Origin of the sequence: Leucobacter manosquensis (assembly GCF_018304845.1) — a bacterium.
GTDB lineage: Bacteria > Actinomycetota > Actinomycetes > Actinomycetales > Microbacteriaceae > Leucobacter > Leucobacter alluvii.
Genome location: NZ_JAFEVO010000001.1, coordinates 2,930,104 through 2,943,851, shown reverse-complemented (window position 1 = coordinate 2,943,851; position 13,748 = coordinate 2,930,104). Strand labels below are relative to the sequence as shown.

The 13,748-nt window shown below is 67.4% G+C and carries 12 protein-coding genes; 8 read left to right on the top strand and 4 right to left on the bottom strand.

The genetic code is table 11. From position 1 onward, the window contains the following. Positions 1–112 precede the first annotated feature (112 nt). Entirely contained in the window at positions 113–817 is a 705-nt protein-coding gene (locus tag JSQ98_RS13665; RefSeq protein ID WP_211650161.1) for a DUF3027 domain-containing protein, read from the bottom strand. After that, complete coding sequence (locus JSQ98_RS13660) at positions 810–1,187, bottom strand: cold-shock protein (protein WP_090146876.1); 378 nt, start codon at positions 1,185–1,187, stop codon at positions 810–812. The genes JSQ98_RS13665 and JSQ98_RS13660 overlap by 8 nt, the downstream gene beginning before the upstream one ends. A 140-nt stretch (positions 1,188–1,327) precedes the next feature. On the opposite strand from JSQ98_RS13660, the gene JSQ98_RS13655 reads away from it, so the two are divergent. From JSQ98_RS13655 to JSQ98_RS13620, 8 genes are all read left to right on the top strand, one after another. Further along, positions 1,328–1,594 (top strand): hypothetical protein, encoded by a 267-nt coding sequence (locus JSQ98_RS13655; RefSeq protein ID WP_090146874.1) that lies wholly within the window; start codon positions 1,328–1,330, stop codon positions 1,592–1,594. Between the two features lie 13 nt (positions 1,595–1,607). Next, positions 1,608–3,428: a helicase-associated domain-containing protein gene (locus JSQ98_RS13650; protein ID WP_211650160.1), complete on the top strand. Its 1,821-nt coding sequence runs from the start codon at positions 1,608–1,610 to the stop codon at positions 3,426–3,428. Between the two features lie 45 nt (positions 3,429–3,473). Further along, complete coding sequence (locus JSQ98_RS13645) at positions 3,474–5,174, top strand: DNA repair helicase XPB (protein ID WP_211650158.1); 1,701 nt, start codon at positions 3,474–3,476, stop codon at positions 5,172–5,174. A 72-nt stretch (positions 5,175–5,246) separates the two neighbouring features. Further along, on the top strand, positions 5,247–6,275 hold the full coding sequence (locus tag JSQ98_RS13640; RefSeq protein ID WP_200329989.1) for a LacI family DNA-binding transcriptional regulator: 1,029 nt from the start codon (positions 5,247–5,249) through the stop codon (positions 6,273–6,275). Between the two features lie 79 nt (positions 6,276–6,354). Then, the gene (mmsA, locus tag JSQ98_RS13635) at positions 6,355–7,944 is read left to right on the top strand and encodes a multiple monosaccharide ABC transporter ATP-binding protein (protein ID WP_211650157.1); all 1,590 of its coding nucleotides are present in this window, start codon (positions 6,355–6,357) and stop codon (positions 7,942–7,944) included. Then, entirely contained in the window at positions 7,941–9,359 is a 1,419-nt protein-coding gene (gene mmsB / locus JSQ98_RS13630) for a multiple monosaccharide ABC transporter permease (protein WP_211650156.1), read from the top strand. The genes mmsA and mmsB overlap by 4 nt, the downstream gene beginning before the upstream one ends. 36 nt (positions 9,360–9,395) lie before the next feature. Further along, positions 9,396–10,526 (top strand): substrate-binding domain-containing protein, encoded by a 1,131-nt coding sequence (locus tag JSQ98_RS13625; RefSeq protein WP_090146844.1) that lies wholly within the window; start codon positions 9,396–9,398, stop codon positions 10,524–10,526. 89 nt (positions 10,527–10,615) lie between these two features. Further along, positions 10,616–11,863 carry an AGE family epimerase/isomerase gene (locus JSQ98_RS13620; protein WP_211650155.1) on the top strand — a complete coding sequence of 416 codons (1,248 nt, stop codon included), beginning with the start codon at positions 10,616–10,618 and terminating at the stop codon, positions 11,861–11,863. Between the two features lie 85 nt (positions 11,864–11,948). Here the strand turns inward: JSQ98_RS13620 and JSQ98_RS13615 are convergent, their stop codons facing one another. Then, on the bottom strand, positions 11,949–12,980 hold the full coding sequence (locus JSQ98_RS13615) for a zinc-dependent alcohol dehydrogenase (RefSeq protein ID WP_211650154.1): 1,032 nt from the start codon (positions 12,978–12,980) through the stop codon (positions 11,949–11,951). Then, a complete protein-coding gene (locus JSQ98_RS13610) occupies positions 12,980–13,738 on the bottom strand; it encodes an SDR family NAD(P)-dependent oxidoreductase (RefSeq protein WP_211650153.1) in 759 nt (252 codons plus the stop codon). The genes JSQ98_RS13615 and JSQ98_RS13610 overlap by 1 nt, the downstream gene beginning before the upstream one ends. Positions 13,739–13,748 lie beyond the last annotated feature (10 nt).

Sequence of the window (13,748 nt, the reverse complement as noted above, 5' to 3'; positions counted from 1 at the left end):
CCGGGAGAACTACGTAGTTCTGGGAAGATCTCCACCTGATCGCATACCGACGCACGCAACGCACGACGCCCTCGACCCGTATCGGGTCGAGGGCGTCGCTCACTCAGGCCGACTACTCGTCGTCGTCCTCATCATCGTCATCGTCGTCGTCTTCGTCTTCGTCTTCGTCTTCGTCTTCGTCATCGTCGGAATCATCATCGTCGTCGACGTCATCGCTGTCCTCATCGAACAGTGCCGTGTCATCGGCATCGTCGTCGATGTCCTCATCGGAATCGTCGTCGTCAGAATCGTCGTCGTCATCCGAATCGTCGTCGTCGGAATCGTCGTCGACATCCGACTCCGCGTCGTCGGCGCCGAATTCACCGTCGTCATCGATGTCGGCGCCATCGAGCTCGTCGTCGAAGTCGCCGTCCAGCTCGTCGCCGGCGTCATCGAGTTCGTCGCTCTCCGCATCTGCGGCGCCATCGTCCCCCTGCTTGGCGTGCCCCTCGCGATACTGCGCGAGACGCTCCGACCAGGGCACCCAATCAGGAGCGATCACCGAATCCGGCCCCGGCAGCAATTCGACCTCGAGCACCGTCACCGGCGCGTCCTCGCTCGTGCGCGCGAGGGTCGCCGCCCACCGCCATCCGGGGTAGCCCGCCAGTCGGCACTCGAAGAACAGCGTGAGCACGTGCGCTTCTTCGACCTCGTGACCGTTGTCGTCGCCGATCGACGCGGGGTCGGTGATCTCGGCGAGCGCAGCGCGCGCCTGGTCACGCGCGTCGAGGAGCACCGGATCGGGAGCGAGCCCGAGCTCCGATTCGGTCTCAGACATCGAAATCATCCGCCACTCGTCGCAGCATCGTCGCGACCTTCCGCGACTGTGCGCGCTCCGGGTACTGCCCGTGCTTCAGGCGTTCGCCGAGACCATCGAGCAGTTTCACGAGATCTTCGATGATCACCGCCATCTCGTCGGCCGACTTCCTGCTGCGCTTGGCGAGGCGCGGGGTGTCGAGGACATGCACCGACAGCGCCTGGGGGCCGCGTCGCCCGTCGGCGACGCTGTACTCCAGACGTGTGCCCGCCTGGATCTCGGCATCCGCCGGCACGACCGAGGCGTGCAGGTACACCTGAGCGCCATCATCCCCCTGGATGAAACCGAAGCCCTTGTCTTCGTCGTAGAACCTGACCTTGCCGTTCGGCATGCCTCGTTCCTTTCCGTCTCGTCGAGATGCCCCGCGTTCCGCTCACGCCCGTTCGCGAGCGCGGGTTCCCGAGCATTCAGCCAATTCTAGCGGGCCATCTTGCCCTCGCGCGGAGGCCGGAACCCGATAAAATGAAGCGGATGTCCACTGAACCCAGCACGCCGTCGATCCTCGAGCGGATCCTCGCCTACGCGTCCCTTTCCATCATCGGTCTGGCGCTCCTCTCTTTCTTCGCGACCCTGATCGTCGGCCTGAACAATCGCTTCGCACTTGCGGAGGGGTTGTGGCCGATCGTCTACGGCATCTCGATGATCGGCTTGCCTGTCGGCTTCGTCCTGCTGATCGTCCTGCTGATCCTCACTCAGCGCCGCCGCCGCACAGAGACCCGAAGGCTCTCCGGCCGTTAGGTCGGATGCGCTGATGAGCGGCACACTCGCGCTCGCCTCCGCTCTCGCGGAGATGGACCGCGACACTCTCGCTGCGCTCGTGCGCAGCCGGCGCCCGCACGCACCCGCGGGCATCACCGATCCCATCGGGCTCGCCTCCGATCTCCTGAAGACGGAGTCGATCGCGCGAGCTCTGGCTCCGCTCGATCGCGCGAGCCTCGCAGCGGTGCGCGATCCGACTGGCGCCGATGCCGCACTCGTCTCCGAGCTGTCCGGAATGGGCCTGCTCGGTCGCGATGGCGGATCGGCCGTCAGTCTGCCCGAAGTCGCCGCTGCACTCAGCGACGCGCTCGACGCAGCGCACGTGGTGATCGACTCGCTCGCATCCGACCCCTTTCCTGGCGATATCAGCAGCGACGTCGACACCAGCGCCTGGTTCACCTCGGCGCTCACGGCCGTCGGGCAGGCCGCGGAGTGTCTGCGCACCCTGCGCGACCGCCCCGGCAAGTTGAACCGCTCGGGGAGCATCGCCGTCGCGACGGTCAAGCAGCTGGCGGAATCGACCGGGGTCGAACCCGACGAGGTGTCGCTCGCACTCGCCGCGCTCATGCGGGCGGGGCTGGTCACCGCGCTCATCGACGACCACCTGCTGATCACCGCCGCCGCCTCGAGCGCATGGTTGCACAGCTCGCATGTCGAACGATGGCTCTCCCTCGCGCATGCCGCCGGTTGCAGCATGCCCTCGACGCTGCGCACCGAATGGAACCGAGCAGACCAGGCAGAGATCGATCTGCGTGCGCTCGCGGCAGGGGTGCCGACGCGGTACCCCCTGTTACCCGCGACCGATCTCACGGCGGTGGACGATTTCGTGCGCGGAGCCGAATACCTGGGCTTGACGGTCGAAGGGCGCTTCACGGAGGTTGCCGACGCACTCCTCGTCGGAGAAGTCGTCACCTCCGAGATTGCGCGCGCAATGCCAGAGACGGCGACGGGCGTCTACGTGCAACCCGACCTGAGCGTGGTCGTACCCGGCCCGCTGCCGCCAAAGGATGAAGCGGTGCTCGCAGCGCTCGCTCGCCCCGAGCACATCGGCGTCGCCTCGACCCGGCGGATCAGCGAGGCGTCGATCGCCGAGGCGTACGAGCGGGGCCTCTCGCCGGCCACCGCACGGGAGGCGTTCACCCGCATCTCGCTCACGGGCATCCCTCAACCCCTCGAGTACCTGCTCGACTCGTTGGGCGAGCGCGTCGGCGGCATCGTCGTCGGCGAGTACGCGGGTGACGAGGGACGCACGCGCCTCTCCTTCGCGCGGGCGGACGTCGCCGCCACGATCTCCGTGGATCGTGCGCTGCAGCACCTCCAGCTGCAGCGCTCGCGCGCGTCCGACACGGTGCTGTACTCCCGCCTGAGTGCTGACCATGTGCTCGCCGCGCTCGCCGATGCCCGGTATCACGCGTCGTCGCAGGTGGCAGCACTGCGAGATGCAGAACCCGCGGAACCCGCGGAAGTCGGCGCCCTCCAGGCTGGTGCGACCGCGTCCGAGGCGGCGGGAGCGACCGCGAGCCGGCGGGCGGGAGCTGGCGAGGGACCGACGGCCCCGTTCGACGCACTGGTCGAGCGCGTCTTCACCGCTGCGCGCTCCGAGCCGGGCACGGGTGACTTCACCAGGCGACTCGAGCTCGCGATTCGCGACCGCAGCCCCGTGCGCGTGACGGCGGAGGCGCGCGGAGAGGTGCGCACGTTCACGTTGCTCCCGGTCTCGGTCAATGCCGGGCGTCTGCGCGCCGCGGATCAAGCAGCGGGTGTCGAACGCACGCTGCCCGTGAACATGATCACGGCCGTCGAACCGGCCTGAACCGGCGCCCCGGCGGTCCAGCGATGCGCGGTAGACTTGCTGGTTATGACTCTCGGCCCCCTCATCGTGCAGAGCGACCACACCGTACTCCTCGAAGTCGCCCATCCCGATGCCGAAGACGCGCGGCACGCGCTCGCGGTCTTCGCCGAGCTGGAGCGCGCCCCGGAGCACATCCACACCTACCGGGTCACCCGGCTCGGGCTGTGGAATGCGCGGGCGGCCGGGCACACGTCCGACGAGATCCTCGAGACGCTGAACCAGTACGCCAAGTTCCCGGTGCCGAGCGGTGTCGCCAACGAGATCGCCGACACGATGCGCCGCTATGGGCGACTCACCATCGAGCGCGCGAAGGTCGCGGGCGACGCCGCGGAGGCTCCCGCGGGCGACTCTGCAGCGACTGCCGCCGAGGAGGCGGCACCCGCGCAACTCGTGCTCCGCTCGGAGGATCCGATGGTGCTCCGCGAGGTCGCGAGCGCCAAGAAGATCGCCCCGCTCCTCGGCAACCGCATCGACGAGCACACGTTCCCGGTGGAGGCGTGGGCGCGCGGAGAGCTGAAGCAGCAGCTGGTCGCCCGGGGGTGGCCGGCGGAGGATCTCGCCGGGTACCGCCCCGGTGAGCCCTACGACATCTCGCTGGCAGAGGACGGCTGGCAGCTGCGCGACTACCAGGCGAAGGCGGTCGAGGCCTTCCAGCGCGGGGGTTCGGGCGTCGTGGTGCTGCCCTGTGGGGCGGGCAAGACGATCGTCGGCGCGGCGGCGATGGCGGCGGTCGGCGCGAAGACGCTGATCCTGGTCACGAATGCGGTATCGGCGCGGCAGTGGCGGGACGAGCTGCTGCGTCGCACCACGCTCACCGAGGATGAGATCGGCGAGTACTCGGGGCAGGTGAAAGAGGTGAAGCCCGTCACCATCGCGACGTACCAGATCCTCACGAGCCGCAGAAAGGGCGAGTACGCGCATCTGTCCCTGCTCGACGCGGAGGACTGGGGCGTCATCGTCTACGACGAGGTGCATCTGCTGCCCGCGCCGGTCTTCAAGCTCACCGCGGATCTGCAAGCGCGCCGCCGTCTCGGGCTCACCGCGACGCTCGTGCGCGAGGACGGCCGCGAGGGCGATGTGTTCAGCCTGATCGGCCCCAAGCGGTACGACGCCGCCTGGAAGGACATCGAGGCGCAGGGGTTCATCGCGCCTGCGGAGTGCTTCGAGGTGCGCGTCGACTTCGGCGAGGCGGAGCGCATGGACTACGCGGTGGCCGAGGATCAGGATCGCTACCGCATCGCGTCGAGCGCGCTCATCAAGCAGCCCGTTGCGCGCCGCATCATCGACCGTCATCCCGGCGAGAGCGTGCTCGTGATCGGGCAGTACATCGATCAGCTCGAGTCGATGTCGGAGGCGCTCGGCGCACCCCTGATCACCGGGCAGACTCCCGTCGACGAGCGAGCACGCCTGTTCCAGGCCTTCCGTGACGGGGAGGAGAAGATCCTCGTCGTGTCGAAGGTCGCGAACTTCTCGGTGGATCTCCCCGATGCCTCGGTCGCGATTCAGATCTCGGGATCGTTCGGTTCCCGCCAGGAGGAGGCGCAACGCTTGGGGCGTCTGCTGCGCCCGAAGGCGAACGGGGCCACGGCGTCGTTCTACACGTTGATCACCCGTGACACCGTCGATCAGGATTTCGCGCAGAACCGCCAGCGGTTCCTGGCTGAGCAGGGGTACGCGTACACGATTCTCGACGCACATCAGCTGTGAGGGCGTGCCCGGGCGGGCCCGCGCGTACACTAATGTGAACGTACACATTCGAGTTTCACCGCGGAGGCCCTGATGTCCGGAGACGGAGAGGCGAGGGCCAAACCGGCAAGCATCCGCGACGTCGCGCGCCTCGCCGCCGTCTCCTATCAGACCGTCTCTCGGGTGCTCAACGATCACCCGAGCATCCGGGACGACACGCGTCAGCGGGTGCTCTCGGCGATCCAGACCCTCGACTACCGCCCGAACCAGGCCGCGAGGGCGCTCGCCTCGTCGCGTCCCAATGTCCTCGGCATCCTCTCCGCGACGATCGGCGAGTACGGCACCACGTCGGCGATCGTCGCGATCGAGCGCGTCGCTCGGGAGCGCGGCTTCTCGATCAGCACGCTCAACCTTCCGGACGCCTCGCCGGAGGCGATCGGCGAGGCGGTGCGTCAGTTCGATCACGAACAAGTGGCCGGCATCATCGTACTCGCCCCCCAGGTGCGCGTGTTCAACGTCATCGGCGGGCTCGGAGTGCGGGTTCCGGTCGCTTCGTTGCACACGGGAGCGGGCGGCACGGCCGAGAGCATCGCATCGGACCAGCGGCTGGGGGCGAGCATGGCGGTGCAGCATCTGGTCGCGCTCGGGCATCAGGACATCCTGCACATCGCCGGCCCGCAGGACTGGATCGAAGCAGAATCGCGCATGCACGGGTACTTGGATGCGATGTTCGAGGCCGATCTGTCGACGCTGCCGCCGATCCGGGGCGACTGGACCGCCGACTTCGGGTACTTCGCGGGCCGCGAATTGTCGGGGAGGCGCGACTTCACCGCGATCTTCGCCGCCAACGACCTGATGGCGATCGGTCTGATGCACGGATTCCGCGATGCCGGGGTGCGGGTGCCTGACGACGTCTGCGTGATCGGGTTCGACGACATCCCCGTCGCCGCGCACACCTGGCCGACGCTCTCCACGGTGCGCGTGGACTTCGCGGAACTCGGCCGCCGGGCCGTGATGCACCTGCTCGCATCCATTGAGCAGCAGCCCGATCCGGAGTTCGAACTGCTGAGCCCTGAATTGATCGTGCGGGAATCCACAACCTCCCCCGCAATGCGACGGTAACGATTCTGTAATCAGCCGACAACGGCTTGACACGCGGCGTAACATGTTCCACGATGTGAACGGTCACACGAGTGGCGAGATGGATGACAGCGAGGTCAATCAAGTGGAACCAGCGACGACGCAGGCAGAGCCGGCTCCCGTGCTGCAGATGCACGACATCACGAAGGTCTTTCCGGGTGTGAAGGCACTCTCCGACGTGTCGCTCACGGTGCGTCCGGCCACCATTCACGCGATCTGCGGCGAGAACGGCGCCGGCAAGTCGACGCTCATGAAGGTGCTCTCCGGCGTCTACCCGCATGGCACCTACACCGGCGACATCATCGTCGAGGGGCGGGAGATGCGCTTCCGCGACATCCGCGCGAGCGAAGAAGCCGGCATCGTCATCATCCATCAGGAGCTCGCCCTGATCCCCGAGCTCTCCATCACGGAGAACATCTTCCTCGGCAACGAACTTCGCCGCGGGGTCAGCATCGACTGGCGCTCCGCTCGCACGCGCACGGTCGAGCTGCTCGAACGCGTCGGACTGCGAGAGGATCCCGATACGCCCATCAAGGCCCTCGGCGTCGGCAAGCAGCAGCTCATCGAGATCGCCAAGGCGCTGAATAAGAACGTGCGACTGCTGATTCTCGACGAGCCGACCGCAGCCCTCAACGACACCGATTCCGAGCACCTGCTCGGGCTCATCCGAGGCCTCAGGGATCGCGGCATCGCGTCGATCATCATCAGCCACAAGCTCAATGAGATCGAGCAGATCGCCGATGACATCACGATCATCCGTGACGGCCGAGTCGTCGAGACGCTCGACGTGCAGCACGGCACGATCAATGAGGATCGCATCATCCACGGCATGGTCGGCCGCTCCCTCGAGCACCGCTACCCCGACCGCACACCGAACCCCGGTGACGTCTTCTTCGAGGTGCGCGACTGGGTCGTGCAGCACCCGACGGTGCCGGAGCGATACGTCGTGAAGGGGTCGAGCCTCAACGTGCGCCGCGGAGAGGTCGTCGGCATCGCCGGCCTCATGGGCGCGGGGCGCACGGAGCTCGCCATGAGCATCTTCGGCCGCTCCTACGGCAGGTTCCTCTCGGGGACGATCACGAAAGACGGCGCCCAGATCGACGTCCCCGATGTGCCGGCCGCGATCCGCCACGGCATCGCCTACGTGAGCGAGGATCGCAAGTCGCTCGGCCTCAACCTCCTCGACTCGATCAAGCGGTCGGTGGTCTCGGCCAAGCTCTCGAAGATCACGCATCGCGGCATGGTCGACGCTCGGGAGGAGCGCACCGTCGCGGAGCAGTACCGCAAGTCGCTGCGCATCAAGACGCCCGACGTCAACAACGGGGTCTCGAGCCTCTCGGGCGGCAACCAGCAGAAGGTGGTGCTGGCCAAGTGGATGTTCACCGACCCCGATCTGCTCATCCTCGACGAGCCGACGCGCGGTATCGATGTCGGCGCGAAGTACGAGATCTACTCGATCATCAACGAGCTGGCGAACGCTGGCAAGGGAGTGATCGTGATCTCGAGCGAACTCCCCGAGCTGCTCGGCATCTGCGACCGCATCTACACCGTGTTCGAAGGCCGCATCACCGACTGCATCCCGGCCGACCAGGCCACACCCGAGACGCTCATGCGCAGCATGACGTCGTTGAACGAGAAGGCGCACGCATGACCTCGACCGACACGAAGACCACGGAGAAGCACGGCTTCCGGTTCTCAGACATCCGCGGAATGTTCGGCGGTGGGCAATCGACGCTCCGCCAGTTCGGCATCCTCGGCAGCCTGATCGCCATCATCCTCATCTTCCAGATCTTCTCCGACGGGTTGACGTTGTCGCCCGGCAACGTGATCAACGTGATGCAGCAGTACTCCTACATCCTGATCCTCGCGATCGGCATGGTGATGGTGATCATCATGGGTCACATCGATCTGTCGGTCGGCTCGGTCGCGGCCTTCGTCGGCATCGTCGTCGCGAAATCGATGGCGGAATGGAATTTCCCGTGGTGGGCCGCCATCATTCTCGGCATCGGCCTCGGCGCCCTCGTCGGTGCATGGCAGGGTCTCTGGGTCGCCTACGTCGGGGTTCCCGCATTCATCGTGACGCTCGCGGGCATGCTCTTCTTCCGCGGCGCGAACCAATGGATCGGCGACTCCATCTCGGTTCCCGTTCCCAAGGAGTTCGTGACCATCGGTGCTGGGTACCTGCCCGAGATCGCGGGGATCCCGATCCCCTACAACGTGCCGACGCTCATCCTCGGCGTGCTGGCCGCCGCATGGCTCGTGTTCTTCGAGTGGCGCACGCGCCGCCAGCAGAAGAAGATGGGATCGGAGCGCGCACCGCTTTGGGTGAGCGTCGTGAAGGTCGTGCTGCTCTGCGCGGTGATTCTCGGGGCCGCACTGCTGTTCGGCAGCGGTCGGCCCGGCACGAGCTTCCCGGTCTCCGGCATCATCCTGCTGGCGCTCGTCATCCTCTACTCGTTCGTGACGAACCACACGGTGTTCGGCCGCCACATCTACGCGGTCGGCGGCAACCGCCAGGCCGCGAAGCTCTCGGGCGTGAAGGATCGTCGCGTCGATTTCTTCGTGATGATGAACATGTCGGTGCTCGCCGCGGTCGCCGGCATGATCTTCGTCGCCCGCTCGCAGGCCTCCGGCCCGCAGGACGGGAACGGTTGGGAGCTCGACGCGATCGCCGCGGTCTTCATCGGCGGGGCGGCGGTCTCCGGTGGCATCGGCACCGTGATCGGGTCGATCATCGGCGGCCTCGTGATGGCATTCCTCAACAACGGCATGCAACTGCTCAGCTTCGGCGCCGACACCGTGCAGATGGTGAAGGGTGCAGTGCTGCTCGTCGCCGTCGGCATCGACGCGTACAACAAGCAGCAGGGCCGCCCCTCGGTGCTCGGGTTCCTCACGAAGCGGCGCAATCCGCCCGGTGAGTTCGCAGGTATCGACACCACCCCCATCGGCGCCCGCGCCATGGAGGCTCCCCCAGCCGCCCCGCCCGCACCGGGCCCGCGCAGCTCCTCCTCCCAAACCCCTCCCGCCGCCGACGACAGCGCGACGAAGGAACCCGGCTCTCGCTGACGAGAGTTCGACGATCACAGAAAGTGAATGGAATCCATGAATAAGAGAATCCTCCTCTCCACGGGCGCTCTGCTGGCCGCGGCCGCCCTGGCGCTCACCGGATGCTCCTCGGAGCGCGGCGGCGACGCGGGTGGCTCGGGCGGCTCCGACGCCGGCGCCACGTCAACCGGGTTCGAAGAAGGCGCCACCATCGGCGTCGCGCTTCCCGACAAGACCAGCGAGAACTGGGTGCTCGCCGGCAAGCTCTTCACGGACGGTCTCGAAGACGCCGGGTACAAGGCCGACGTGCAGTACGCGCCCGCCTCGAACACCGTCGCCGAGCAGCAGAACCAGATCCAGGCAATGGTCACGGGCGGTGCGAAGGTCATCGTCATCGGCGCGAAGGACGGCAAGCAGCTCGCCACCCAGGTACAGGCCGCGAAGGACGCAGGCGCAACGGTCATCGCGTACGACCGCCTCATCGAGAACACCGACGCACTCGACTACTACGTCGCGTTCGACAACTTCAAGGTCGGCCAGTTGCAGGGCCAGGCGCTGCTCGACGGGCTCGAGGAGCGCACCGACCACGATGCACCGTACAACGTCGAGCTGTTCTCCGGATCGACCGACGACGCGAACTCCGCGGTCTTCTTCAACGGCGCCATGGACGTGCTGCAGCCGAAGATCGACGACGGCACCCTCGTCGTGGGATCGGGCCAGACCGACATCCAGCAGACCGCGACCGCCGGGTGGAAGGCCGAGAACGCTCAGAGCCGCATGGACACGATCCTGACCTCCGCCTACAGCGACACCGACCTCGACGGCGTCCTCTCCCCGAACGACACGCTCGCGCGCGCCGTGCTGACCTCGGTCGAGCAGGCGGGCAAGCCACTGCCCGTCGTGACCGGCCAGGACTCGGAGGTCGAGTCGGTTCGCTCGATCATGGAGGGCAAGCAGTACTCGACCATCAATAAGGACACGGCGCTGCTCGTCGAGCAGACCATCAAGATGATCGGTCAGCTGCAGCAGGGCGAAGAGGTCGATGTGAACGACACCGACCAGTACGACAACGGCTCGAAGGTCGTGCCCGCCTACCTGCTCGATCCCGTGATCGTCACGCAGGAGAATGCAGCGGATTCGTACCAGAACGTGCCGAACCTGCTCGAGATCGTCGAAGAGTACAAGTAGCACTCGCGATATCCCCGCACTGAGCTGCGCCGGGATGCGGCAGGATCTTCCTCCGCACCCCGGCGCAGTGCCGTTTCGAAAGGCAGCGCATGACCGACACTCGCTTCTCCATCGACACCGACGCCCACCGGGCGTGGCTGGACGCCCAGACCGATCGGCTGCTCGCATTCGCAGAGCCCGCGCTCGACCCGGATGGCGGCTTCTCCTGGCTCGACGATTCCGGCGCTCCCGTCGCGTCCCAGGGCGCCCAGCTCTGGATCGCCGGCCGCTACACCTACTGCGCGGTGCTCGGGCACTTGCTCGGATTCCCCGGTCAGGCCGAGCGCGTGGAGCACGGGCTCGCCTTTCTCCGCTCCGGCGCGCTGCGCGACGCCGAGCACGGCGGCTGGTTCGTCACCGTCGGCGCGGCCGATCCTGCGACGAACTCCGACGCGAAGGAGAGCTACGGGCACGCATTCGTCCTGCTGGCCGCAGCTTCGGCGAAACTCGCGGGTTTCGAGGCCGACGATCTCTACGCCGACGCGCTCGGAGCACTCGAGCGCTGGTGGGAGCCGGAGGCGCGCATGTACGCGGACACGTGGAACCGCGAGTTCACCGTGCTCGACCCCTACCGCGGCGCCAATCCCAACATGCACCTCGTCGAAGCTGGCCTGCTCGCGTACGAGGCTGACGGCGATCCCCGCCATGTCGAACGATCGACGGCCATCGCGCGACGCCTCATCGGCGACGTGACCGCGAGCAACGAGTGGCGCCTGCCGGAGCACTACCTGGAGGATTGGACGCCCGATCCCGAGTACGGCGCCGACTCCCCCGACAGCCACTTCAGGCCGTACGGCGCGACCGTGGGCCATTGGCTCGAGTGGGCTCGCCTGCTCATCGCGCTCGAGGCCGCGCAGCGCGAAGCCACCGGTTCGCCTGACACCTGGTTGATCGATGCGTCGCGCAGCCTGTTCGGCCGTGCGGTCGCCGATGCCTGGGACGAGGATCGCGGTGGGTTCGCATTCAGCACCGACTGGGCGGGCATCGTGTTGAACGACCACCGCTTCCACTGGGTGATCGCCGAGGCCATCGGCACGTCGGCGGCGCTCTTCCGCGCCACCGGCGACGCGTCCTACGCGAAGTGGTACGCCCGGTTCTGGGAGTACGCGGCGGCCCACCACATCGAGGCCGACGGCAGCTGGATCCACGAGCTCGACGCCGATGGGGCGCCAGCGGACGGCACGTGGAGCGGCAAGCCCGACCTCTACCATGCGCTCCAGGCAACGCTCTTCGCGCGACTGCCGGTGACGCACAGCCTGACGCACGGTCTGCGATCCGGCGCCCGCGACGCGAGCTGAGCCGCCAGCCCTGCAACGCGGATCGGGGTCGGCATCCGGGTGCGACCCCGCATACCGACCCCGACCCACAGGGAGGAGCGACGTACTACACCTCCACCAGCACCTTCACCTGCTCGGGATCGTTCGACGCGTCGAACGCCTGCTGCGCCTGGTCGAGCGGGAAGACGCCCGTGATGAGCTCGTCGAGGGGCAGGCGACGCTCGCGCAGCAGCGCGATGGCGGCCTCCACGTCCTCCCGCACGTACATCAGGTTCCCGAGCAGTGCGATCTCGCGATCCTGGATCAGCTCGAGGTCGATCGTGGTGGGCCCGGAGGGCACGCCGACGGTCATGATGGTGCCGCCCTTCTCGAGCATCTCGATCGCGAGGCGCACGGTGGCCTCCCGCGAGACGCAGTCGAACACGACGTCAGCCTTGCCGCCGAGCTCGCGCATCGCGGCTTCGGCGGCATCGGGGGCGCTCGAATCGAAGCTGCCGGAAGCGCCGAGACGCTCCGCGCGGGCGCGCTTCGACTCGAGCAGATCGGCGACGACGACGCGTTCAGCTCCCGCGTGCAGCGCGGCGATCGTCACGAACAAGCCGATGGGGCCGGCGCCGAGCACCACGACGCGAGCGCCCGTGAGATCCCCTGCGCGGCGCACCGCGTGCACGGGAGTCGCGAGCGGCTCGATGAGCGCAGCCTCTCGGTCGCTCAGGTCGTCGGGCAGCGCGATGACGCGATCTGCGGCGATGGTGAAGCGATCCGTCATGCCGCCGGGGGTCTGGCAGCCGAAGACGTCGAGCGTCGCGCAGATGTTGTACCGACCCCGCTGGCACGGCGTGCACTCCCCGCAGGCGAGGTTCGGCTCGATGACGACGCGGCGGTTCACGAGATCCGCCGGAGCCTCGGGTCCAGCGGCCTCGACGACGCCGATCACCTCGTGCCCCGGCCAGAACGGCAGGGACATGAACGGGTGTCGGCCGTGCGCCGCGTGCACGTCCGACCCGCAGATGCCGACGATGGTCGAGCGCACGAGCACCTCGCCGGCGCCCGCGGCGGGCGCCGGAATCTGCTCGACACGGATGTCATCGGCCGCATTGACGACGATGCGACGGACGGCGTCCTGCACGTCGCTCATCAGACTGCCGTGTATCCGCCGTCGGCCACGAGGACCGAGCCGGTGATGAACGAGGCGGCGTCGCTCGCGAGGAAGACCACGCTCGGCGCGATCTCCTCGGGCAGGGCGAAGCGCTGCTGCGGGGCATCCTCGATCCAGTAGCGCTGGAACTCGGGGTTGTCGACGGGAGCCATCTCCGTCTTGACGTAGCCGGGCGCAACCGCGTTCACTCGGATGTTCAGGGGAGCCCACTCGACGGCGAGCGACTTGGTGAGGTGGTGCACTGCAGCCTTCGACGCGTTGTACGCCGGCTGCCACTGCGGGCGGTTGACGATCAATCCCGACATCGAGCCGATGTTCACCTGCGATCCGCCACCGATCTCGCGCATGTGCTCGCCGACCGCGACGCTCGCTTTCCAGAGGGCGCGCACGTTGAGGTCCCACACCGCGTCCCACTGCTCGTCGGTGACGCTCCACGATTCGCCGTGGAAGCAGGTGCCAGCGTTGTTGACGAGGATGTCGATGCGGCCGAGACCCGACTTGGCCTCTTCTACCATACGGGTGATCTGCGCGTCGTCGGTGATGTCCGCGGTGATGGCGACGAACTCGATCCCGCGCTCCGCGGCTTCGGCGACGACCTGCGCGTTTCGCTCGGCGCTGCGGCCGACGATCGCGACGCGCGCGCCGGCCTCGGCGAGCCCGAAGGCGAATGCCTTGCCGAGACCCTGGTTACCGCCGGTGACGAGGGCCGTTTTGCCCTCGAGGCTGAACGAAGTCATGTTTCGTGTC

Bases quoted from the DNA above. Each gene is read 5' to 3' on its own strand.
- JSQ98_RS13665 (WP_211650161.1), bottom strand. From the start codon at position 817: ATGTCTGAGACCGAATCGGAGCTCGGGCTCGCTCCCGATCCGGTGCTC.
- JSQ98_RS13660 (WP_090146876.1), bottom strand. From the start codon at position 1,187: ATGCCGAACGGCAAGGTCAGGTTCTACGACGAAGACAAGGGCTTCGGT.
- JSQ98_RS13655 (WP_090146874.1), top strand. From the start codon at position 1,328: ATGTCCACTGAACCCAGCACGCCGTCGATCCTCGAGCGGATCCTCGCC.
- JSQ98_RS13650 (WP_211650160.1), top strand. From the start codon at position 1,608: ATGAGCGGCACACTCGCGCTCGCCTCCGCTCTCGCGGAGATGGACCGC.
- JSQ98_RS13645 (WP_211650158.1), top strand. From the start codon at position 3,474: ATGACTCTCGGCCCCCTCATCGTGCAGAGCGACCACACCGTACTCCTC.
- JSQ98_RS13640 (WP_200329989.1), top strand. From the start codon at position 5,247: ATGTCCGGAGACGGAGAGGCGAGGGCCAAACCGGCAAGCATCCGCGAC.
- mmsA (WP_211650157.1), top strand. From the start codon at position 6,355: ATGGATGACAGCGAGGTCAATCAAGTGGAACCAGCGACGACGCAGGCA.
- mmsB (WP_211650156.1), top strand. From the start codon at position 7,941: ATGACCTCGACCGACACGAAGACCACGGAGAAGCACGGCTTCCGGTTC.
- JSQ98_RS13625 (WP_090146844.1), top strand. From the start codon at position 9,396: ATGAATAAGAGAATCCTCCTCTCCACGGGCGCTCTGCTGGCCGCGGCC.
- JSQ98_RS13620 (WP_211650155.1), top strand. From the start codon at position 10,616: ATGACCGACACTCGCTTCTCCATCGACACCGACGCCCACCGGGCGTGG.
- JSQ98_RS13615 (WP_211650154.1), bottom strand. From the start codon at position 12,980: ATGAGCGACGTGCAGGACGCCGTCCGTCGCATCGTCGTCAATGCGGCC.
- JSQ98_RS13610 (WP_211650153.1), bottom strand. From the start codon at position 13,738: ATGACTTCGTTCAGCCTCGAGGGCAAAACGGCCCTCGTCACCGGCGGT.